Annotated in this window: 17 protein-coding genes, 1 tRNA gene and 1 riboswitch; of the genes, 11 read left to right on the plus strand and 7 right to left on the minus strand. The window is 33.6% G+C overall.

Features of this window, described 5'->3' with window-relative positions:
- Positions 1–15: 15 nt before the first annotated feature.
- The 7 genes from pgi (at position 16) to GBH57_RS07665 (ending at position 11,863) form a co-directional block, all read left to right on the plus strand.
- Entirely contained in the window at positions 16–1,509 is a 1,494-nt protein-coding gene (pgi, locus tag GBH57_RS07635; protein WP_151673718.1) for a glucose-6-phosphate isomerase, read from the plus strand.
- Between the two features lie 185 nt (positions 1,510–1,694).
- A complete protein-coding gene (locus tag GBH57_RS07640; RefSeq protein WP_151673719.1) occupies positions 1,695–4,172 on the plus strand; it encodes a S8 family serine peptidase in 2,478 nt (825 codons plus the stop codon).
- Positions 4,173–4,275: 103 nt separating this feature from the next.
- Positions 4,276–5,817, plus strand: coding sequence for a YifB family Mg chelatase-like AAA ATPase (locus GBH57_RS07645; RefSeq protein ID WP_151673721.1), 1,542 nt, complete (start codon positions 4,276–4,278; stop codon positions 5,815–5,817).
- A 183-nt stretch (positions 5,818–6,000) separates the two neighbouring features.
- A complete protein-coding gene (locus GBH57_RS07650) occupies positions 6,001–8,871 on the plus strand; it encodes a M16 family metallopeptidase (RefSeq protein ID WP_151673723.1) in 2,871 nt (956 codons plus the stop codon).
- Positions 8,872–9,022: 151 nt separating this feature from the next.
- Complete coding sequence (locus GBH57_RS07655) at positions 9,023–10,138, plus strand: DUF2891 domain-containing protein (RefSeq protein WP_151673725.1); 1,116 nt, start codon at positions 9,023–9,025, stop codon at positions 10,136–10,138.
- A complete protein-coding gene (locus GBH57_RS07660; RefSeq protein WP_151673727.1) occupies positions 10,138–11,355 on the plus strand; it encodes an Nramp family divalent metal transporter in 1,218 nt (405 codons plus the stop codon). The genes GBH57_RS07655 and GBH57_RS07660 overlap by 1 nt, the downstream gene beginning before the upstream one ends.
- 31 nt (positions 11,356–11,386) lie before the next feature.
- Positions 11,387–11,863 (plus strand): DUF6495 family protein, encoded by a 477-nt coding sequence (locus GBH57_RS07665; RefSeq protein WP_151673729.1) that lies wholly within the window; start codon positions 11,387–11,389, stop codon positions 11,861–11,863.
- Between the two features lie 12 nt (positions 11,864–11,875).
- Here GBH57_RS07665 and GBH57_RS07670 read toward each other — a convergent pair whose 3' ends face one another.
- Both GBH57_RS07670 and GBH57_RS07675 read right to left on the minus strand, forming a co-directional pair.
- Positions 11,876–13,081 carry a M23 family metallopeptidase gene (locus GBH57_RS07670; RefSeq protein WP_151673731.1) on the minus strand — a complete coding sequence of 402 codons (1,206 nt, stop codon included), beginning with the start codon at positions 13,079–13,081 and terminating at the stop codon, positions 11,876–11,878.
- Between the two features lie 36 nt (positions 13,082–13,117).
- Positions 13,118–14,359 carry an ABC transporter permease gene (locus tag GBH57_RS07675; protein ID WP_151673733.1) on the minus strand — a complete coding sequence of 414 codons (1,242 nt, stop codon included), beginning with the start codon at positions 14,357–14,359 and terminating at the stop codon, positions 13,118–13,120.
- Between the two features lie 172 nt (positions 14,360–14,531).
- Between GBH57_RS07675 and hisS the strand changes: the two genes are divergently transcribed.
- The gene (hisS, locus tag GBH57_RS07680) at positions 14,532–15,902 is read left to right on the plus strand and encodes a histidine--tRNA ligase (protein ID WP_151673735.1); all 1,371 of its coding nucleotides are present in this window, start codon (positions 14,532–14,534) and stop codon (positions 15,900–15,902) included.
- Positions 15,903–15,999: 97 nt separating this feature from the next.
- Here the strand turns inward: hisS and GBH57_RS07685 are convergent, their stop codons facing one another.
- The 5 genes from GBH57_RS07685 to GBH57_RS07705 all read right to left on the minus strand — a co-directional run bounded on the left by GBH57_RS07685 (position 16,000) and on the right by GBH57_RS07705 (position 21,773).
- The gene (locus tag GBH57_RS07685) at positions 16,000–16,974 is read right to left on the minus strand and encodes a T9SS type A sorting domain-containing protein (RefSeq protein WP_151673737.1); all 975 of its coding nucleotides are present in this window, start codon (positions 16,972–16,974) and stop codon (positions 16,000–16,002) included.
- On the minus strand, positions 16,971–18,260 hold the full coding sequence (locus tag GBH57_RS07690; protein WP_151673739.1) for a YncE family protein: 1,290 nt from the start codon (positions 18,258–18,260) through the stop codon (positions 16,971–16,973). Before GBH57_RS07690 ends, GBH57_RS07685 begins: the two co-directional genes overlap by 4 nt.
- Before the next feature lie 9 nt (positions 18,261–18,269).
- On the minus strand, positions 18,270–19,355 hold the full coding sequence (locus tag GBH57_RS07695; protein WP_151673741.1) for a DUF5074 domain-containing protein: 1,086 nt from the start codon (positions 19,353–19,355) through the stop codon (positions 18,270–18,272).
- A 3-nt stretch (positions 19,356–19,358) separates the two neighbouring features.
- Positions 19,359–21,194, minus strand: coding sequence for a TonB-dependent receptor plug domain-containing protein (locus GBH57_RS07700; protein ID WP_151673743.1), 1,836 nt, complete (start codon positions 21,192–21,194; stop codon positions 19,359–19,361).
- Positions 21,195–21,229: 35 nt separating this feature from the next.
- A riboswitch (cobalamin riboswitch) is annotated at positions 21,230–21,469 on the minus strand.
- 230 nt (positions 21,470–21,699) lie between these two features.
- Positions 21,700–21,773, minus strand: a tRNA-Met gene (locus GBH57_RS07705).
- Between the two features lie 181 nt (positions 21,774–21,954).
- On the opposite strand from GBH57_RS07705, the gene GBH57_RS07710 reads away from it, so the two are divergent.
- The 3 genes from GBH57_RS07710 to GBH57_RS07720 all read left to right on the plus strand — a co-directional run bounded on the left by GBH57_RS07710 (position 21,955) and on the right by GBH57_RS07720 (position 24,749).
- Positions 21,955–23,262, plus strand: a complete 1,308-nt coding sequence (locus GBH57_RS07710; RefSeq protein ID WP_151673745.1) for a DEAD/DEAH box helicase — start codon at positions 21,955–21,957, stop codon at positions 23,260–23,262.
- A 195-nt stretch (positions 23,263–23,457) separates the two neighbouring features.
- Entirely contained in the window at positions 23,458–23,844 is a 387-nt protein-coding gene (locus GBH57_RS07715) for an START-like domain-containing protein (protein WP_151673747.1), read from the plus strand.
- A gap of 59 nt (positions 23,845–23,903) precedes the next feature.
- Complete coding sequence (locus GBH57_RS07720) at positions 23,904–24,749, plus strand: aminotransferase class IV (protein WP_151673749.1); 846 nt, start codon at positions 23,904–23,906, stop codon at positions 24,747–24,749.

A 24,749-nucleotide genomic window follows, 5' to 3' on the forward strand; every position in this document is an offset into this window, starting at 1 on the left:
CTACAAATTAATAATATGCCTTTACCTAAAATAAATCCAACAAAAACTGATTCTTGGGAAAAACTCAAATTACATTTTGAGCAATTGAAAGATGTGAAAATGCAGGACTTATTTTCTTCTGAAACTTTAAGGAATGAAAATTTCAGAATTAACTGGGAAGATTTTGATGTAGATTTCTCAAAAAATAGAATTACTTCTGAAACGCTAAATTTATTATACAATCTTGCTAAAGAATGTGAATTAACCAGCGCAATAAATGCTCAATTTGCAGGGGAACATATAAACGAAACAGAAGATCGAGCTGTACACCATACAGCACTTAGAGATTTTGAAAATCTAAAACCTGAAGTCGCCACTACCTTGAAACAGATGAAAAGATTTTCTAGTGAGGTGATTTCTGGAGAATGGAAAGGATACACAGGTAAAGCAATTTCAACCATAGTTAATATTGGAATAGGCGGGAGTGATCTAGGTCCAGCAATGGCTACTGAAGCACTTAAATTTTATCAGAATCATTTAGAAGTTATTTATATATCTAATGTTGATGGAGATCACGTGATGGAAACATTGAAGCCTCTAGATATAGAGACTACACTTTTTATTATTGTCTCTAAGACTTTTACAACGCAAGAAACATTATCTAATGCTACAACCATTAGAAAAATTTTTTTGAAAGATGCTTCGGAAACTGATATCGCTCAACATTTTGTAGCTGTTTCTACAAATCTTGATGCTGTTAAAGCATTTGGAATTTCCGCTGAAAATACATTCACATTGTGGGACTGGGTAGGAGGTAGATTCTCTTTGTGGAGTGCCGTTGGACTTTCAACTTGCTGCGCTGTTGGATATGATAATTTTAAAGAATTATTAGAAGGTGCTAACGAAATGGATGTCCATTTTAAAGAAACACCATTCACAAAAAACATTCCGGTTACCTTAGCTTTAATATCAATTTGGTATAATAACTTTTTCAATTCCGAAACGGAAGCAGTACTTCCATATTCTCAATATTTATCTAAATATATTGACTATTTACAACAAGCTGTAATGGAAAGTAACGGTAAATCTGTTGATAGAAATGGTGATTTTATTGAATATCAAACAGGAACTATAGTATGGGGAAGTACAGGAACTAATGTGCAACATGCATTTATGCAATTAATACACCAAGGAACTAAATTAATACCTTGCGATTTTATATGTTATACGGAATCTCTTCACAAACTTAAGGATCACCAACAAAAATTATTAGCTAACTGTTACGCTCAAACTGAAGCATTAATGCAAGGAACTTATGGTGAAATTGTAAAAAACAATTTTAAAAATTTTGATGGTAATAAACCTTCAAATCTTATGGAAATTAAAAAACTAACACCAAAAAGTTTAGGAAAACTAATAGCGCTCTATGAACATAAACTTTTTGTTCAAGGAATTATCTGGAATATCTTCAGTTATGACCAGTGGGGTGTAGAATTAGGAAAAAAACTTGCCGTAAAACGCTTACAATAAGTTAGTTTAAACGTATTTTTCAGATAAAACTTTTATTGATTTAAGTTTATTTACAATTATGATATTTACTCTAAACGGGAGAGATATCTGTTAACTAACTAAATTAAACCTAATATTTATATCATGTTAACAATATACAGCTGTTGTTTTTTGTAAATTGCAATTGAATATAACTTATTTTATCTATGAAAAAGAACTCACTCTTTTCTGCTGGAATAGCACTTTTATTTGCTACTGCAGGATTTTCTCAAACACCTCAGCAACAGGCTGAAATAACAAAAGATTACGATCAAGTAAAACTAGCACAGTTAGAAGCTAAACTATTTGCAGAATTTCAGTCCAATCAAGATGAAGCTATACGTTTAGCTGCAATTAATGGATGGGAAACATCTATAGAACTAGATAATGGAGGACAAGCCTTATTAGTAGGTGTGTTTTCTGACGGAACACCTAAATATTATACTACAGATAATCGCGAAGCAGGTATTACTACAAGAACCGATAGAGTTCATACAGGTGGTTCTGCAGGGTTAGATCTTAATGGTGAAGGTATGATTGCCGGTATATGGGATGGTGGACGTGTACGCGGAACACATAATCTATTAACCGATAGAATAACACAACTTGATAATCCTAACTCAATTAGTAATCATTCTACTCACGTTGCAGGTACAATGATTGGTAACGGCGATGAATTTGCAGGTGCAGTTAAAGGTATGGCACATATGGCTACATTATTAGCTCACGACTTCGCTAATGATACTCCAGAAATGGTTGCAGCAGCAGCTAATGGATTATTAGTTTCTAATCATAGTTACGGTATCCCAGCTGATAATGTTCCTCTTTGGTATTTAGGGTACTATGATAATGAAGCTCGTAATATGGACGCCATTATTTATAACGCTCCCTATTATTTACCAATCTGTTCAGCAGGAAATGACAGGCAATCTGGAGCAAATACTGCAGATGGAGGTTACGATTATATTACTGATAGAAGTGTAGCTAAAAACAACATTGTTGTTGCGGCTGTAAACGAATTATTAAACTATACAGATGCATCAGATGTAACAATGTCTAGCTTTAGTAGCTGGGGACCTACAGATGATGGTCGTATTAAACCAGATATTTCAGCAAAAGGTGTTAACATGACATCTTCAAATGGTACTAGTGATAGTTCTTATACAGTTATGAGTGGTACTTCAATGGCAACTCCTAATGTTTCAGGAAGCTTATTACTTTTACAAGAACACTATAATAATATTAATAGTGAATTTATGTTAGCCTCTACTTTAAGAGCTATAGCATTACACACTGCAGATGAAGCTGGTAACAACCCAGGGCCAGATTATCGTTTTGGATGGGGATTATTAAACACTGAACGAGCTGCACAAGTAATAACAGACAACGGCGGAACATCGCGTATTGAAGAAGCTAATATAGTAGCAGGTGGAGCATATACTTTCACTTTTCAAGCTGATGGAACTAATGAAGTTTCAGCTACACTAGCTTGGACTGACCCAGCGGGTAATTTACTTCCAGGTGGAAATGAAGATGTAGCTACACCAAGCTTAATAAATGATCTTGATTTGAGAATATCACAAGATGGTGGAACAACTTGGATGCCTTGGATTTTAGATGTTTCGACTCCAACTGCAGCTGCTACATTAGGAGATAATGTTGTAGATAATGTTGAAAAAATTGAAATGGGTGTGGTTCCTGCAGGAGAATATATAGTTCGTGTTTCACATAAAGGAGAAGAACTAATTGGTGATGAACAAGCTTTCTCATTAGTTATTACTGGAATTGCTGATGAAACTTTCTTTGTTTCTACTGAAGAAGCTAACGTAACAGCTTGTGAAGGATCTAATGAAGTTTCTTTTGAAATGGACGTTGATTTTGACGCTGGTTTAGAAGCAAATGTAGATTTTACTGTAACAGAAAATACTACTGGTTTAGTAGCAACTGTAACACCATCTTCGATTGCAGCAAATGGAACAGTAACAGTTACAATTGATGATGTTTCTACATTGGCATTAGGTAATTATTTACTTGAAGTTACTGCAACTGGAGCTTCGGAAACAATTATTACTTATATTTCATTAACTATCGTAGATGAAATTCCAATTAGTGAAGTTATTCTTGATGACCCTAATAACAATGCTGGAAATCGACCAGTAGATGGATTAGATTTTGTTTGGGAAGCTGCTACTAACGTAACGTTAGGTTATAGTTTAGAATTAGCATTAGATGAAAATTTCACAAATATCGTACAAACAGTTGATACGCCAGATTTGACAACTAATATTGCTGGACTTGAATTTGACACTCAATATTTTTGGAGAGTGAAAGCTGCTAATGACTGTAACGAAGGAGATTACTCTCAAGTAAGAAACTTTACAACAGAGGAGTTAGTTGGTTTTGAAGATAATGCAATAGTAGATTTACTTGCGTATCCAAACCCTACACAAAATATATTATTTATTGAAGCAGGAGTAGAGCTGTCTCAAGTTACAATCTATACAGTATTGGGTCAACAAGTATTACAACAAGAATTAAACAAAACTAGCGGTACCGTAGATATGTCAAGCTTAACAGCAGGAACATACTTCGTAAAAGTTAGTTCAGCTACTAATAACTCCGTTTTACAGGTTATTAAACAATAATCAAACATTAATATTTGCAAGCCGCTATCATAATTTTGATAGCGGCTTTTTTTTGTTATCTTTCAAGCACTTAAGCTCCCCAAGCATAGTAAAACAAACCAATATGCTAACTAAAGTTTACGGTAGTGCCGTATTTGGAGTAGAAGCCACAACTATAACCGTTGAAGTTAATGTAGCTAATGGAATAGGATATCATCTTGTAGGGCTTCCAGACAATGCTATTAAAGAAAGTAATTACCGTATCGCTGCAGCTTTGCAGAATAACGGATACAAAATTCCAGGTAAAAAATTAATCCTTAATATGTCTCCAGCAGATCTTCGAAAAGAAGGTTCAGCTTATGATCTTACTCTAGCAATGGGAATTCTCATTGCTACAGAACAAATTGAAGAGAAACATCCATTAAATAATTATATTATCATGGGAGAACTATCACTTGACGGTAGTTTGCAACCTATTAAAGGGGCTTTACCTATTGCAATTAAAGCACAAGAAGAAGGTTTTAAAGGCTTTATTCTTCCAAAACAAAATGCTAAAGAAGCAGCTATTGTTGAAGGTTTAAATGTCTACGGAATTGAAAAAATTAGCCAAGTAATCGATTTTTTTAATGCTGAAATTCCACTTGAACAAACCATAGTTGATCTAGAAGCTGAATTCTACGAACACCTTTCAAACCCCGAATTTGATTTTGCTGATGTTAAAGGACAGGAATCTATAAAACGCTGTATGGAAATTGCAGCAGCTGGTGGACATAATATTATTTTAATAGGACCCCCAGGTTCAGGTAAAACAATGTTAGCTAAAAGACTTCCTAGTATATTACCTCCAATGACTTTACAAGAATCTCTTGAAACAACTAAAATACATAGTGTTGCAGGACGCACATTAGAAAAAGCTGGAATTATGACCGCTAGACCATTTAGAAGTCCGCATCATACAATTTCAGATGTAGCATTAGTGGGAGGTGGTCAATACCCACAACCCGGCGAAATCTCTTTAGCACATAATGGTGTATTGTTTTTAGACGAATTACCAGAATTTAAACGCGGTGTACTCGAAGTAATGCGGCAACCCCTAGAAGATAGAGATGTAACAATATCTAGAGCGCGTTTTACAGTTACTTATCCTTCAAGTTTTATGCTTGTAGCAAGTATGAATCCTAGTCCAAGTGGTTATTTTAATGATCCCGATGCACCAGTACAATCATCGCCACAAGAAATGCAACGATACCTTAGTAAAGTATCTGGGCCTTTATTAGATCGAATTGATATCCATATTGAAGTAACTCCTGTACCTTTTGAGAAGTTAAGTGATACAAGAAGAGGTGAACCTAGTACTGCAATACGAGAACGAGTTTCCGTTGCAAGAAAAATACAAACCGAAAGATTCGCCATTTTAGAAAATGTACATTATAATGCACAAATGGGCGTAAAGCAAATTAGAACGTACTGTAAACTTGATCCAGCTTCATTAGACTTATTAAAAAGTGCAATGGAACGTTTAAATCTATCCGCAAGAGCTTATGATCGTATTTTAAAAGTAGCAAGAACAATTGCCGATTTAGATGGCAAAAAATCAGTCGATGGTACTCACATAGGCGAAGCAATTCAATATAGATCGTTGGATAGAGATGGATGGTTTGGATAAAAAAAATATATCATTTTATAGATTTAGTGCAATTTTTATTTGATTAACTAATATAAATTCATTAAAATTTCCGAAGCCTCAATACACCTATCTACAAAGAGTTTCAACGTTAATTAACAAATTTTTATGAGACTTATATCGTCTTAATGATAACTTTGGTTGTTGAATTTTAAACCAACTTTGATGACTAATTTAAGACTAAGATGGCCCATGCTCTGTGCATTGGCTTTAAGTATTGTTGTTACTTCTTGTAAAGAAAGCAGTGATAATGCACCAACTGAAGAGGCTGCTAATCTTTCAGTAGATTATGAAAAATATACTTTAGATAACGGTCTGGAGGTAATTTTACACGAAGATAAGAGTGATCCTGTGGTTTCTGTAGCTATCCAATATAGCGTAGGATCAAATAGAGAAAAAACTGGTCGTACTGGTTTTGCTCACCTTTTTGAGCACATGTTATTTCAAGAATCTGAAAACGTTCCACAAGACCAATTTTTCAAAAACATTCAAGATGTTGGAGGAACTTTAAATGGTTTTACTCAAAAAGATAGAACTGTTTATTATGAAATCGTTCCTAATAATGCTCTTGAAAAAGTATTATGGATGGAAAGTGACCGTATGGGATTCTTAATAAATACAGTAACTGAAGCTGCTTTTTATAACCAACAAGATGTTGTTCAAAATGAAAAAAGACAACGTGTAGATAACAACCCTTATGGTCATACTAGTTGGGTTATTGACAAAAACTTGTATCCTGAAGGTCACCCTTACAGCTGGCAAGTTATTGGTGAGTTAGTTGATTTACAAAGCGCTACTGTTGAAGATGTAAAAGAATTTTACGATAGATTTTATGGTCCTAACAATGCTACTTTAGTAATAGCTGGTGACTTTGATAATGCTGAAGCTAAGGCAATGGTAGAAAAATATTTTGGCGAAATTAAAAAACGTCAAGATGTTCCTAAAATGAAACCAATGCCAGTTACGCTTTCAGAAACTAAACGCTTATTCCACGAAGATAATTTTGCAAAAGCACCACAGTTAAATATGGTTTGGCCTACAATTGAAGAGTATACTCCAGATGCATATGCATTAAATTTTTTAGCTGAATTATTCTCACAAGGAAAAAAAGCTCCTTTATATAAAGTATTAACTGAAGAAAAAGAATTAAGCTCAAGAGCTTTTGCTTTTAATAGATCAACAGAGTTAGCTGGAGCATTTAGAATAAGTGTAACTGCTAACGAGGGAGTTGATCTTGATGAAGTAGAAGCTGGGATTAATGAAGCATTTGCTCGTTTTGAAAAGGACGGAATTACAGAAAAAGATGTAGAACGCATTAAATCTGGATTAGAAACAGATTTTTATAATGGTATTAGTAGCGTGCTTGGAAAATCATTCCAGTTAGCTAGTTATAACGTATCTAAAGGAGATCCTGGTTTTATTGAAACAGATATCGAAAACATTAAAAAAGTGACTAAGGCTGATGTAATGCGTGTGTATGACACATACATTAAAGGTAAAAACTATGTAATGACAAGTTTTGTTCCTAAAGGGCAACTAGAATTAATTGCTGAAAACTCTACAAAAGCACCAGTTGTTGAAGAGGTAGTTAAAGAAAACGTAGATGTAAAAGTGGAAAGTGCAAATAGCGAAGTTGTAAAAACTCCATCAGCTTTTGATCGTTCAGTAGCTCCTGAAACAGGAGAAACACCAGCTCTTAAAATACCTTCTTCTTGGACAGCTGAATTAAGCAATGGTATGGAAGTTTACGGAATTGAGCAAAATGAAATCCCAACTGTTAACTTTAGTATTGTTATGGAAGGTGGTCATTTATTAGATGATAAAAATAAGAACGGTGTAGCTAACTTAATGACTGACATTATGATGGAAGGTACGGCAACTAAAACACCTCAAGAATTAGAAGAAGCGATTGAGTTATTAGGAGCTTCTTTACGAATGTATACAACACGTGAGTCTATCGTTATTCAAGGTAATACACTTACACGTAACTTCAGTAAAACAATGGATCTTTTAGAAGAAATTCTATTATCTCCAAGATTTGACGAAGCCGAATTAGGACGTATTAAAACGAAAACTATTAACGATATTAAGCGTTCAGAAGCTAACCCAAATAGAGTTGCAAATAATGTTTATAACAAATTATTATACGGAGAAGACCATATTTTCAGCTACCCTACAAGCGGTACAGTTGCATCTGTTGAAGCTATTACTATGGAAGATTTAAAAGGATTCTATAACACTAATTTCTCTCCATCAATAAGTCGTTTTCATATAGTTGGAAAAATAGACAAGGCCACTGTAATGAACGAATTGAAAGATTTAGAATCTAAATGGGAAGCAAAAGAAGTTACAATTCCAGAATATGCTATTGTTGACAACAGAGATAAAGCATCACTTTACTTTGTTGATATCCCAGATGCTAAACAATCTGTAATTAATATTGGTTACATTGGAATGCCACGTACAGATAAAGATTTTTATCCTGCAGAAGTAATGAACTACAAATTAGGTGGATCATTTAGCGGAAATGTAAATCTTATTTTAAGAGAAGAAAAAGGATATACATATGGCGCTAGAACAAGCTTTAGCGGATCTAAAATTCCTGGAACTTTTACAGCTTCATCAAGTGTTAGAACTAACACAACAGGTGAATCGGTAAAAATCTTTAAAGAACAAATTGAAGCATATAAAAACGGAATTTCTCAAGAAGATTTAGATTTCACGAAAAATGCTTTAATTAAATCTAATGCACGTCGTTTTGAAACTCAAGGATCATTACTTGGTATGTTACAAGAAAGAAGTGCTTACGATCTTCCAGCAAATTATATTGAAAGTGAAGAGGGTATAGTAAAAGCGATGACTTTAGAAGAGCACAAAGCTTTAGCTAATAAATATTTGGATGAGTCGCGTATGGCTTATTTAGTAGTTGGTGATGCCGCTACTCAATACGCTCAGTTTAAAGATATGGGCTTTGATGAAGTTAAATTACTAGATACAAAGGGAGATGAAATTAAACTAGATAACGTGAAAATGTAACGTTTAATTATTATTAAATTACACCAACGTTCTGTCGAAAGGCAGAACGTTTTTTTATGCCGAAATTTTAATATAAATGAACATTTAAGCTAAAAACTATAATAATTCAAGATGCTTTAGTAATTTACAGACAGTTATATAAACGCCAATTATGAAAAAAATAGTACTTCTTTTTTGCCTACTTCTTTGTATCTCTTGCGACGAAAAAGTGATAAATAAAACTAACACTACTTCTACAACAGAAGCAGTTGTAATAAAACAGTACAAAGCTCCGGTGTTTAGTATTTCAGAAGCAAATACCTTACTTCAATTACCATTGCATTGTGTAGAAACGGAGTATCCAAATAAATTAGGACAGACTATTGGTTCAGCAAATGATATGGGCGAACCAAAAACATTACACCCTATTTTTTATGGTTGTTTTGATTGGCACAGCGCAGTTCACGGTTATTGGTCAATGGTGACTTTAGTTTCTCAATTTCCAGAACTTGATGAAGCTGAAGCAGTAAAATCAATGCTAAAGAAAAATATTACAAAAGAAAACGTAGCACAAGAAATAGCGTATTTCGAAAAGAAAATTAATAATAGTTATGAGCGTACTTATGGTTGGGCTTGGTTACTTAAATTATCGCAAGCGCTACACGAATGGGATGACCCAATGGCTGCTCAATTGGAAGCGAATTTAAAGCCATTAACAACTTTAATTTCTAAAAAATATATTGAATTTCTACCTAAATTAGTTTACCCAATTAGAGTAGGAGAACATACTAATACTGGCTTTGGACTTAGTTTTGCCTATGATTATGCAGTTGCTTTAAATGATGAAAACCTTAAAAAAGCTATTGTAACTAGAGCTCGCGATTTCTTTTTGAAAGATAAAAATTGTCCAATACAATGGGAACCTAGTGGCTACGATTTTCTATCACCATGCTTAGAAGAAATAGACATTATGCGTAGGGTATTATCTAAAGAAGAGTTTGCAAAATGGATTAGTCATTTTATGCCAGAATTAACTTCAGCTAATTACCAATTAGAAGTTGGAAAAGTAGGAGATAGGAGTGATGGTAAATTGGTACATCTAGATGGATTAAATTTTAGTCGTGCATGGGTATTTTATGGATTAGCAAATCAATTTTCAGAATACAAACATTTAAAAAATATAGCTAATCAACATGTTGCTTATTCTTATCCTAATCTTTTAGGAGATAGTTATGAGGGCGGTCATTGGCTTGGGAGTTTTGCTATCTATGCTTTAACTCAATACTAATGAAAAGCCTATTTAAAAATATTGGTCCAGGCACTCTAGTAGCAGCTGCGTTTATAGGCCCAGGAACTGTAACGGTATGTACATTAGCAGGTGTAACCTATGGTTTCACGTTACTTTGGGCAATGGTGTTTTCGATAATAGCGACCATTGTTTTACAAGAAATGGCAGCCCGTTTAGGTGTAATTCACGGTAAAGGTCTTGCTGAAACAATCACTTCTCAACTGAAGTCTCCTATTGCTAAAACCATTGCAGTTTTGTTAATGCTTTCTGCAATTTTAATTGGTAATGCAGCCTACGAAGCAGGAAATATAAGTGGTGGTGCATTAGGTTTACAAACCCTCATTGGAACCTTACCAATCAATATTTTTAATACTGAACTATCAAGCATTCCACTTATTATTGGGTTTTGCGCATTTGTGATTCTTTATATTGGTAAATACAAAATCTTAGAGCGTATTCTTGTGGCACTTGTATTATTGATGAGCGTTTCATTTTTAATTGCTGCTATACTTACTATTCCAAATGCTTCGGAAATTTTAAAAGGAATATTTATTCCTAAAATGCCAGATGAAAGTATTCTTACAATAATTGCCTTAGTTGGAACAACTGTAGTGCCTTACAATCTGTTTTTGCACGCCTCATTAGTAAAAGAGCGTTGGAGTGGTTCAAAGAGTTTACCTAAAGCTAGAATGGACCTATATGCTTCTATAGTATTAGGAGGTATTGTTTCTATGGCTATTATTATTTGTGGAGCAGCAATTCAAGGAGCCGAAATAATAAGCGCTGCAGATTTAGCAAAGGGACTCGAGCCAGTTTTTGGTTCGTTTGCTACGTATTTTCTTAGTATTGGTTTATTCGCAGCTGGTATAACTTCAGCAATAACTGCACCTTTGGCTGCTGCTTATGTTACAAAAGGTTGTTTTGATTGGGAAGATGGATTAAGGTCTAAACGTTTTAGAGCCGTGTGGATGATAGTTTTAATTATAGGAGTTATCTTTTCATCAATTGGATTTAAGTCTATTGAAATTATCAGGTTTGCACAAGTTGCAAATGGATTATTACTGCCTATTGTTGCGGGATTTTTATTATGGATTGTTAATAAAAAAGAAGTGCTTGGAGACTATTCAAATACCAAATTTCAAAATATTTTAGGGTTCACTATTTTAGGATTAACAATTATTCTAAGTCTGCGTAGTTTAGCTAAGGTATTTTTATAATTTTGCAGCCTGAAAAAAAAGCTGTGTTATTATGAAGTATGCAAGATTAACAAAAGAACAATTAGAAGATTTACACCAAGAGTTTATTAACTTTTTAGCTACGCAATCCATTACAGGAGAGGAGTGGGATAATTTGAAAGTAAATAAACCTGAAATTGCTGAACAAGAAATTGATATTTTTAGTGATCTTGTTTGGGAAGGTGCCTTAACTCAAGCTCAATATTTAGAAAACCTTTCTCCTAAATTATTATTTCTTTTCAAACTTGGAGATTCAGAAATTTCATTAATCTCTTTAAAGATTTTGGATGAAGACCAAGATATTACTACAAAAGAGGGTTACGCTTGGTTACAGCAAAACTATATGAATGATTCTGTTGAGTTTTTTACAGCAACAAAAGCATATACAGAAGATAGAAACTTAGATGCGTTTAAGTTAATCCAACAAGGAGCCAATATTACTAAAGGTGCATTGTATGGTTTCTTTGAAAAAATAATCCAAGGAGCTTAAGTAGCTATTAGCTTAGTTAATTTCAATTAAACCAAATCCAACGGGAAACTCGTTGTTTTTAGTAATGGGTTTTAACAAATCAATTGGTACTTGGAGGCTATTTAAAAATAGCGACATATCATTCTCGTTATAGGTGTCTAATTGTGTAAACGAGTTTAGTAAATATGCCATTCCTTCACCACCAAAAAAATGGTTGTTTTTAGTTTCTAAGTGAAAGTGTAAATGAGGAGCATCACTGTTTCCGCTATTTCCAAGTAATCCTAAAACTTGACCTTTTTTAATGGTATCTCCAACATTTACCTTAAGACTACCAGGAATTAGGTGGCCGTAAAAAGCGTTTGTATCATTACCAATATCAAGTATAACATAGTTTCCACCTATAGTTTCGAGTGTGTTCTTTACTGCCAATTCATCAGAAAGTGGAATGTTTTCTATAATACCGTCATTGATTGCTGTAATCGTTCCGTCTGCAATTGCTATAAGTTCAATTCCGTAGGTATACCAGTTTTCATTTTGTGAAGCATCCCCTTTTGTAAAATTTCCATTTTCATCAACAAACGTGTAATCAATTGCAAAACGTTGAGGATAGGTGATTTTTCCTTCAGTTATATAACGTGCTCCTTTATGTCCTTCAGCTTCATAAAACCATTTTCCTTTTTTATTAAACGGAAAACCTAATGTATTTCTGGTAATAGGAGGTACGGTAAGTTTGGCAACTTCCATTGGGTATGTCACTATTTCTCCACTTTTAGTAGCTCTATCAAAATAGAGTTTGTGATAAATTTTCTTCGGAAATTCTCTTTGGACATCAAATGCCACATTAAGATGTAATGTCCCAAACTGGTTAGCTGTAAGAACTTTTAAATCACCTTCTCTAATTCCAGGACGCTCAAAATTTTCATCTATATAATCTGAATCAAATGTTGCTATAGAAATCGCATCGTTATCAAGATTATATATTTCAACCTTAGTTAATGTAAAAGGTATTCTATAATTATTAGAAATAGATAGCTCGTAACGTAATTGCTGCTGTCCATCTACTATAATCAAATCTGGGACATATAAAACATATGCGGCAATTACTTCAATAGGTAAATCAGGTCTGTTTAATGTACGTTCAGATTCAATTGTATCAACCGCTATTGCTTGAGTAGTATCTGTTTGTTTTTTACAAGCAACAAACAACATTAAAACAACTAAACAATAAATAGGTTTCATATAATAGTATCTTAATTTAACTAAAAGCAAAAAAGGTTATTCGTGTCTCAAACTCTCAATAGGATCTAATTTAGCAGCTTTAGAAGCTGGATATGATCCTGCAATTACAGCAACTACAAACGTGATTATGGTTGCCGATATCATAGCGGTTATTGGTAACGTAAATTCAAAATCGAATATCCGGGCAAAGGCATAACCAGTTGCTACACCTAAAATAATTCCTAGAATACTTCCAAACTGACCTATAACAATTGTTTCTATAAAAAATTGAGTAGAAATAGTTCCATTTTTAGCACCTAACGCTTTACGCACGCCAATTTCTCGCGTTCGTTCAGTTACTGAAACTAGCATAATATTCATCAATGCAATGGAAGAACCTAAAATAGTAATAATACTAATAATCCAAGCTGCAGCAGAAAGATAGCCACCTATTTGAGAAACTTGATTTAATAAATCGTCACTACGTGTTATCCCAAAGTTATTTTTCTCGACAGGACTTAAACCTCTAATATTTCGGAACGTAACAGTAGCTTGGTCTTGTGCTGCTTGCATCATTTCTTTATTATCAACTTTAATACTAATTGAATAATTAATATTAGGCTGCGTGTAAATACCACGAGCATTTTGAATAGGAATAAGAACCTTCAAATCTTGATTATTTCCAAAAGTAGAACCCTTAGATTCAAGAACACCAATAATTTTAAATTTTACACCTCGAATACTGATTACTTTATCAATAGGACTTTCATTTTCAAAAAGATTGTTTTGGAAATCTGAACCAACTAAGCAAACGTTATTATTATTCTCAATATCAAACACATTAAAATTTCGGCCTAAATCAACCTTAACACCAGTATTATCAAGGTAATTTTCATTTACACCATACACCTGAACTTCAGGATCTGTTTTTTCACTTTCGTATCTTACTTCAGCGGTACGTGTTCCTAAAAACGACACAGAAGTACTTGTATATGGAAACTCATAAAGGTCTTTAAACTCTCTAATATTGTCATATTTTATTATAGGATTTTGTTTCGTACGTCCACCGCGACCACCTCTATTCATTGAAAATTCATATTGTTGGATGCTAAAAGTATTAGCTCCCATTGATGCAAAATTTCCTGCAATATTATTCTCTAATGCTTTTACAGCACTTAATATTCCCACAAGAGCCCAAATTCCAATTCCCATTATTATGATGGTTAGAATAGTTCTAAGTAGCTGTGTTCTAATGGAATCTAGTGCGATGCGCACATTCTCTCTAAAAAGTGAAAACATAGTGTAAAGGCTGGTTTGCTATTAGACTTCGTAAGTTAAATAATGTTACATAAAGAAAAGAGAAATTGAAAATGAAATCGAATTTAAACTTGAAATATTATTAAGATATTTGCAGCAAAACAAAGCAAACATCCTAAGTACATACTTTAGGATTCATTTTAATACTATTATTTTGTCAAAAAAACCATCTATACCTAAGGGGACACGCGATTTTTCACCTGCTGAAGTTGTAAAACGACAGTACATTATGGACGCTATTAAAAGTTGTTTTACAACGTACGGTTTCGCACCAATTGAAACGCCAAGTTTTGAAAATAGTGATACTTTAATGGGTAAATACGGTGAAGAAGGAGATAGATTGATATTTAAAATATTAAATAGTGGAGATTTTCTTCGGAAAGTTGACGATGCTTTATACACTGCTAAAGACAGTGGTAAAATGACTCCTAAAATTTCAGAAAAAGCACTTCGTTATGATTTAACAGTACCTTTTGCTAGATATGTAGTACAACACCAAAACGAAATAACATTTCCGTTTAAAAGATATCAAATCCAACCTGTATGGCGTGCAGACCGTCCACAAAAAGGAAGATTTAGAGAGTTTTTTCAGTGTGATGCAGATGTTGTAGGAAGTAAATCACTCTGGCAAGAAGTTGAATTAGTACAATTATACGATGCTGTTTTTACTAAACTGAATTTAAACGGAGTAACTATTAAAATGAATAACCGCAAAATACTAAGCGGTATTGCTGAAGTTATAGGTGCTGAAGACAAACTAATCGATTTTACAGTAGCATTAGATAAGTTAGATAAAATAGGGGAAGAAGGCGTTAAAAAGGAAATGCGCGAAAAAGAAATTAGTGAAGAAGCAATCACTAAAGTGCAACCACTTTTTGAAATGACTGGAACCGCAAAAGAACAGTTAGATGCTATTGCAGCATTATTAGCAAGTTCTCAAACTGGAATGCAAGGTGTTGAAGAATTAAACTTTATTGTAGAGAATGTTGCTGCTTTAGGTTTAGAAACTGCACAACTAGCTATAGATGTAACTTTAGCACGTGGTCTTAATTACTATACGGGAGCTATATTTGAAGTTTCAGCACCAGAAGGCGTGTCTATGGGAAGCATTGGTGGTGGAGGTCGCTACGACGATTTAACAGGTATTTTCGGAATGAAAGATGTTAGTGGTGTTGGTATTTCTTTTGGGTTAGATCGTATATATTTAGTACTTGAAGAATTAAATTTATTTCCCGAAACTGCATCTGCTAATACGAAAGTGTTGTTTATCAACTTTGGAGAAAAAGAATCTTTATACGCGCTTAAAGCCATTAAAAGATTAAGAGCTGCAGGTATAAATGCTGAGTTGTATCCGGATAAAGCTAAAATGGGTAAACAAATGGGGTATGCAGATAAGCGAGATATTAAATTTTCTGTATTGGCTGGTGATAATGAAATCGCTGCAGAAACATTCACTTTAAAAAATATGAAAAGTGGAGAGCAAGATGTGGTTGATTTTAAAACTTTACTAATTAAGTTACAATAGCTTAAAAGCATATAAAAATTAAAAAGCAGGTTAAACTATTTTTAGTTTAACCTGCTTTTGTCTGTTGTCAAAAAAGATTACAGCTTCGTTTTTAAAGTTATTCTTTGATAAATTTCTGTTGTAGTGTAACTCCTTTATAATTTGCAGTTAAGATATACATTCCTTTAGCAAATGCTGAAACATCAATTGTTTCTGTTGCTTTATTAAAAGCTGAAAAAACTACATGTCCTTGCACATCATATATTTGAAAATCCATTGCATTCGTTGTATGTATGTTTAGAATATCACTAACAGGATTAGGATACATAGACAAAATAGAGATTTCTTTATCATCAATATCTAAAACTTGTTCATTGATAACTCCCACTGCATCTAAATCAAATCCACCTGAAAAAAAAGGCGTATTAAAAGGATCATTAATAGCATTACCAAAACTATCAATGCTCGCATACATAGGGTCAATACTACCCACCACGTCAATTATCTTAATATGAGTGATACTGTTTTTATCTAAAAGTGAATTCTCTTGTATTTCTGAAATGTCAAAAGGAGTTCCAAATAACGCTCTATATTTTCCAGCTAGGTTATTAATGTATGTAGGGTCAACATTTCCGAAGCCATCAATTTGAGTATCAGTTTGCGTTTGGCTATGTGATGGAAATCTAAAATAATTTATCCCATCGGAACTTACTTCTACAAAAGCCAATTCTAAAAAGGTGTCACTAAAACTATTTTCAAATACAGCGAAGTCAAAACCAGGGCCATCACTAATAGGTACGTTGAATGACAGTATAGCTTCTCCAGCATCACCTAAACTAACAGCGCTATTCGTAGCTGGCCCAAGTGCATCCTCAGGGTTACCAAAGGATGCATAATTGCTGCCATTATCTTCTGCACTAGTATTTGAAACATCTATAAACCCACGTGTTACCTCAATTCCAGTAGCCCAAGATGTAAAAACAGGACTATCCGCAGCAATAGCTGAAGTGCCAGTTTCATTTGCGGCAGGAGGATAACTTTGTGCTAATAGCACAGCGTTTGTAAAAAGAACTATTAGTGTTAGTTTTCTCATTTCACGATTAATTTTTGTGTTGTGATTGCACCATTGTTTTCAATTTGAACTACATAAATTCCTGCATTTAAACCTTCAACTGAAACCGCTTGGTTTGTATATTTTAGTTGTTTTACCATTCTTCCTGTAATGTCAAACATTGTGATGTTTACATTTTCAGAAGTATTCAATAAGAAACTTCCAGAAGTAGGGTTAGGATATAATGAAATAGTTGAAGAAATAAAACCTGGAGTACTTAGTACATCTTCTGAAGTATAAAATCCATTTGGTAATGCTCCTACAGTATATTCTGAAATAAATGAACCATCTTCTTCATAAACAAATACTTTTCCATCGCTTACAAAATCGACTGCATCACCTATATAAAGTTTGTCATCAATTTTATTAAAACCATAAGGTACTGAAATGCTTTGTGCTGCTGTAGAAATAAATGGTGTGGTAGGTAAATCAGTTGCTGTTATTGACATTTTATAAACATCAGCATTTAATGTATAAAATACATCAGTAGCATCTAAACCTAAAAATGTAGGGTGCTCTAAACCTGGGAAACTGAATTCAGTTGTAGCTGAAATATCTGATAAGTCAATCTTTACTAAAGATCCTGTTGTTTCATTCCCTGAAAAACTTGGGCTACCACTACAAAGAACATATAAATAATTATCATCTATTCTTAATGCAGATGGAACATCACCTACAGGAACACTTTGAATAGCGTTTGTAGATGCATCAATTACCGAAACGGTGTTTCCATAACCAAAACCACCTTGATGAGCAACATATAACATACCATCTTGTTGTACAATTTCTTCTGGTCCTTCTGCTACTGTAATTGTTTCGAGTACAGTGTTAGTTGCTAAATCTATCACTGCAACAAAATCGTCATCAGTAATACCTCCGTCACCCCAGTTTGTAACATAACCTTTACCATCAAAAAATGCAATATTTCTAGGATTTGCCATTTGATCTGTGATTGTTGTAACAAGTTCAAAACTAATTTTATTAATCACTTGCACGGCATTACTACCGTTTAAAACGATATAAGCAAAATCGCCATCAAAGCCCATTCCTTGAGCTGTATTCCCTAAAGCCATCCCGCTGTTTTGCGTGCTGAAAATACCATTTTCAAGAGTTCCTGTAACATCAAAATGAGATACTGAAGCTGTATCAGAACCAAAAAGTCCTTCGTTTAGTACAATAACACCTTCTGAAAAGTCTTGAGAAAATGAAGTTGCAGAACATAAAATTCCTGCAATGATTGCCATTGATTTTTTGTAATAATTTTTCATGCTTTTTTTTTAATTGTTTATGTAAAATGAATTTGGGATAATTTCTACTGAAAATTGCTGTTGTAAAATACCTGTACTATCGTAAATAAAAACTTCCCCGTTTGAGTCGTAATCCTTGGCATCTGCGATATAAATGCTACCATTATTAACCTTAAAACCATATAGGCTTTCTAAACCATTATTAGAAGTTTGAAATATAGGAGTAGTAGGAAGTTGGAAATCTATAATACTTACAACATAAACATCGCCAGCTATTGTGTAATAAAGATTGTTGTTGTCTAATTCCAAAAAACTAGGGTGTATTTCTGATGGAAATGTAAGTGAGGCTTCAACGGTATCTGTAGCGGTATTTATTTTAAATAATTTAGCGACAGTTTCATCATTTGTAAAAGGAGCTTTTCCGGAGCATAAAACATATAATGAACCATTTGCTACTATAATTCCCGAAGGTACATCAGCTACTTCAATAGAAGTAACAACAGCTTGTGTTTCCACATCAATAACAGTAACTGAATTTCCATAACCGTAACCACCTTGATGTGCTACATATAATTTCCCATTATGAATAACTAACTTTTCAGGGCCTTCTGCAACAGGTATTTTTGTTTCAACTTGATTTGTTGTTAAGTTAAGTACTGCAACATAATCGTCACTAACATCATTTGGGTCACCCCAATTAGTAATAAAACCTTTAGAGTCGCTAAACTCAATAAAGCGAGGGTTTACAATCATTGATGTGGTAGTTGCAATACTTTCAAACGTATTTCTGTTTACAATTTCGATAGTAGAGGAGTTGTTTACCACTACATATGCATTATCCTCATTGAAACCAATGCTTTGAGCTACATCTCCTAAATCACGATTATTAACTCCTGAAAAAATAGAATTATATACTTGGTCATCATTATCTAAAAAAGTAATTGATGCATTTGAAGAACCAAATCCACCTTCGTTTAAAATAAAAAGGCCATTATTATAGGCACCACTTATTGGTGTTTCTTGTACAATATCGTCTCGGTCATCACTTGTACAAGACACTGTAAATACCGAAACAAACAACAATAAAAAAACATATTTAGAAATTGATTTTTTCATAATTTAAAAATTTAAGTTGAGATAGAAATTAAAGTTACGTCCTGGCAATGGTCTGTTGAGAACACTCTCATAAGCTTCATCCCAAAGGTTTAATATTTGAACTCCTATTTTATAATTTTTTTGACGTCCTAGCGTATAGTCTATACCTAAATTGGCAACCATATAACTGTCTAATATATTTGCTGAAATAGTATCGGTTGTAGTAAATACTTCTCCATTATTTAAATACTGATAATAAGCCGAAAGGTTTTTGTATCCATAACCAAATGCCGCAGTTAGTTTATGAAATGGAACATATATAAGTTGTTTGTCTGTTTCCTTATTTTCTGAAACTGTATAAGCATATGTAGCATTGAAACTAACTGAATGACTAGCGATCTTCTTTTTGTAACTGAAAATACCTTCTAGACCATAAATTTCTACTTCATTTGTATTTTCGGGTCTAAAAACACCATCGTTTCCAGGAACGTAGCGTAATAAATCAGTTACTTGGTTATAATATCCTGTAACTGTTAGCATAGCATTTTTATGAGAAAATAAGTGACTCATTTCAGCCTGATAGGATGTTTCGGGTTTTAGGTTTGGATTTCCTAAACCTGTCCAATATAAATCGTTATAGGTTGGAATTCGGAAATTTTTAGAAGTGTTAATTTTCAGTTGATAAAATGAAGAAGCTTTATAATGTACTCCAAATGAATAAAGTAAAGGGTTACCGAAATCCTCATTAGTTTCTTGCCGAAGTCCTATTTCATATAAAAAGGATTTGGATATTTCGTGTTTCAGACTTAATGTAGCTGCAGCAAGATTGCGCGTTTTAGATTGGATATCTGAACCACGTCCATTGTTATGAGTGTAAGTTGCACCAGCAGATAGCAACATTTTACGACTCACTAAATAATCAAGTTTATACTTAGCTATAAAATTCTGCACATTTCCGAAGGTGAAAAAATCACTATTAATATTTGCAAAATATTCATATTCCTCTGTGGTGGTAGCGAGTTTCAAATTTGAGTTAAAATCGCCAATGTAACTTTCCCATTCAATTAATGAGCGTGTATTAAAATCGGTATACTTTGTTCTTAGAGCGTTAGGTGTTGGAACCGAAAAGTTTCTTCGTCCCTTGTAAAGGTTAGCAAAGACGTTAATAGTATTTTTACTATTTAATTTAAAACCAGAAGCAAAACTCACATTGTTATTATGGTATTGACCATTCACATTAATTTGATCAGTTTCAGGATATGGGTAATTATTATCAGATGCGTTTCTAGAAAGGCCCAGCATCACACTTGTTTTTTTAGAAGCGTATTGTGTTTGATAATTTACACCATAGGTATTATAGGCACCATAATTTATAAATAAGTCATTAGTGAAACCTGTATTATAGGTAATTTCATTGATAAGATTTATAGAGCCTCCAATAGCGCCACTACCATTTGTAACACTACCACCTCCTGCAGTCACTTCAATAGTATTGAAGCCACGAGTGTTAATGGTGTTGAAATCGGTTTGTCCTGTGGTTTGAGAATTGATGTTAATGCCATTCCATAAAACGGCAGTTTGTGATGCAGTTGTACCTCTAAAAGAAGGAGAGGAAACCATCCCTAATCCATTTTCTTTTAAATAAATAGTACTATTAAAGTTTAGTAAATTAGTTAATGAAGCTTGGTTTAAGCGAAGGACACTGTCTTTTAATTTAATTGTGTTTGTGGTGTATACTGAATCCTTAAGACGGGTGGTGGTAAGAAATACCTCTCCCAAAACATTTATAGAATCTGTTTGGGAATAGAGCGCATTAGTAAAACTAACACAGGTTAGAAAAATAAAAACTAATAGTTTCATAAACGCAAAGCCTTTTACCCGAAAGCCAACTGTTTTAAATTAAAATGACATTGGCAGGTCTCCTGGCTTGCGTATTGTAATTGTCCTTCCCATCGAAAATATTGGACAGTGGAATTTGAAGTTTTTAATTACAATCGTTCCTAAATAGTGGAACTAAGCTTACAGTTGCGGGAACAGCTCAAGATTATTAGATAGTTTATCTATCATTTTACTTGATTCCCTTTTAATTGTTTCCATATAAAAAACGGAAACAAACCAAATACTTCGCGAAAGTAATCAAATGCTCTTCTATAATCCAATAAAAACAACTTTTACATCTGTAAAGATTTATTTATTGAATAGAGCGTAGATAATTTTAAATTTAAAATTTAATAATTTGAAGTAGAAATACAAGGAGGTAATTTAGTTATTTAGTGGGTCCAAAAAGCCTCATTGTTAGAAGAATGCCTATAAGAAAGATAACTTTATTCCATAAAAAAAGTCCCTAATAAAATTAGGGACTTTGTAGCGAGAACGAGACTTGAACTCGTGACCTCCGGGTTATGAATCCGACGCTCTAACCACCTGAGCTACCTCGCCAAATTTGCTTAATACTATTCTAAGCGGCTGCAAAGATAAAAACAAAATTATCTAGTGCAAACAATCGGGCATTTTTATTAAATTTATTTCTAAAATTGCTGATTAAATAAAGCGTACCTTTGTCATTCACAAAAGAAATGACCTATAATTACTACAGTGTTCATTTCATTTAACACAATTTATGTCATTTAAATCTTTAGGGCTTAACGAAGCCTTGCTAAAAGCAATTAGCAAAAAAGGGTATACAACACCCAGTCCCATTCAACAAAAAGCAATTCCAAAAATACTTGAAGGTCGCGATGTCCTCGCCTCAGCTCAAACAGGTACAGGTAAAACTGCAGGGTTTACATTACCTATGCTTGATATTATGTTGCAAAGTAAACCTTTGCACAAACGTCCTATTAGAGCGTTAATTTTAACTCCCACGCGGGAACTAGCTGCGCAAGTTATGGATGATGTACGCTCATACTCTGAGTTTACAGATTTACGTAGTATGGTAGTTTTTGGTGGTGTAAATGCAAATCCACAAATTAAAACGTTACGTCAAGGAGTGGATGTATTAGTAGCAACACCAGGTAGATTACTTGATTTACACAGTCAAGGTGCTATGTCATTCAATAAAGTAGAGTTTCTAGTCTTAGATGAAGCTGACAGAATGCTTGATATGGGTTTTCTACGCGATATTAAAAAAGTTTTAGCGCTATTACCTAGTAAAAGACAAAACTTGTTATTCTCGGCAACATTTTCAAAAGAGATAAAAAAACTTGCGGGTAGTTTTTTAACAAACCCTGTAATGGTCGAAGCTGCACCAGAAAACACAACTGCAGAGAAGGTAGAGCAAACTATCTACAGAACAAATAAAGGTCTTAAAACTGAACTTCTTATAAAATTAATGAAGGAAGGTAACTGGGATCAAACACTTGTTTTTACAAGAACAAAACACGGAGCTAATAAACTTTCAGAAAAACTAGGGAAAGCAGGAATTAAAAGTGCTGCAATCCACGGTAATAAGAGCCAAGGAGCACGAACAAAAGCGCTTGCAGGTTTTAAAAGTGGTTCCATTAAAGTACTTGTAGCAACTGATATTGCTGCTAGAGGGCTTGATATTCCATTATTACCTTATGTTGTAAACTACGAGTTACCTAATATACCTGAAGATTACGTTCACCGTATAGGTAGAACAGGTAGAGCAGGAGCAAGTGGTCAAGCAATTTCAATAGTTAGTGTAGACGAGTTTGAATACGTACGTGGTATTGAAAAATTACTAGGAGAGAAATTAGGAAATGAGATTATTGAAGGTTTTGAACCTACAGAATCACTTAAAGAGATACTTGATAAAAAAGCTGCTAATAAAGCGCAACATCAACAAAGTAGATCTAGAAACCCTAGAAATTCAAGTAAAAAGTCTAGTGGCGGAAACCGAAATTCTAATTCGGGAAATTCTGGCTCTAATAACGGAAATCGCTCACGCGGAAGAAATAGATCTTAAGAAAATAACATTAGTTTCTATTATTAAAAATACCTAGGGTGAATTTATTTTCACCCTTTTTTTATGATTATTAATTAAATTCTAAGTCTTTAAAATTTCGGCTTTGCCCTATCAAAATTTTCTTACACGAAAAAATAGCAACTTGTCTTTTTCGTTCGCATTGAAATATATATATTGGAGGTCTAACAAAAGACTATGGATGATAAAATAAAATACGAAATGGAGTTTCCAATGCAAGTTTCTCCAAGCCTTTTATATACCTATATATCAACACCTTCAGGAATGAGTGAGTGGTATGCAGACAATGTAAACTCAAGAGGAGAGTTTTTTACTTTTATTTGGGAAGGAAGTGAAGAAAAGGCGAAATTGCTTAGTAAAAAAAGTGGTGAGCGTATAAAATTTAGATGGATGGAGGATGAAGGAACCGAATATTTTTTCGAGTTACGCATTCAGGTAGATGGTGTTACTAAGGATGTTGCGTTGATGGTAACCGATTTTGCAGAGGAGGATGAAGTAGAGGAAGGAAAACTATTATGGGAAAGTATGATAGGAGAATTAAAACAAATCTTGGGTTCAAAGTAACCTAAAGAAAACCTTATAAGTATCTTTGCACCGCCTCCACAAAATGAGGCGGTTTTTTTATGATTAATTTTAACGGACAACTTTCAGAACATTCAATGAAAACTCTTTCTGTGAGTAATCGCGGACTTAATTACGGTGATGCTGTTTTTGAAACTTTACGTGTTTCGGCAGGGAAAATTCTTTTTTGGGAAGATCATTACTTTAGGCTAATGTCTTCAATGCGAATTCTACGTATGGAAATCCCAATGAATTTTACACAGGAGTTCCTTGAAGAGCAAGTACTTAGTACTATTGAAGCTCAAGATGCAAATTATAAAACATATAGAGCAAAAATACTTGTATGGAGAAAAGAAGGTGGCCTTTATACACCTACTTCTAATGATATTGAGTATGCTATAACGTGTTCTCCGTTAGAAAATCCATTTTACACCTTAGATGATTCACCTTGTGAAGTAGAGCTTTTTAAGGATCATTATATCACTTCTGGTATTTTAAGTACATTAAAAACAAACAATAAAATAATTAATGTTTTAGGTAGTATTTATGCTAAAGAGAATGATTATCAAAACTGCTTGCTTCTAAACGAAAAAAAACAAGTTATAGAAACATTGAATGGTAATTTATTTTTAGTAAAAGGAGATACTATTAAAACACCTCCATTAGCCGATGGTTGTCTAAAAGGAGTGATGCGCAAGCAGATTTTATCAATGTTTGATAAATTACTAGATTACGATTTTGAGGAAGCATCAATATCACCTTTCGAACTTCAAAAAGCTGATGAACTTTTTACCACTAATGTTGTGACGGGTATTACTTCAATAACTAAATACCGTAAAAAAGAATATAGCAATTCGGTAGCAAAAGAACTATTGGGTAAACTTAATATGAAAGCTAGACTGGGGTAG

Origin of the sequence: Patiriisocius marinus (genome assembly GCF_008974325.1) — a bacterium.
Classification (GTDB): domain Bacteria; phylum Bacteroidota; class Bacteroidia; order Flavobacteriales; family Flavobacteriaceae; genus Patiriisocius; species Patiriisocius marinus.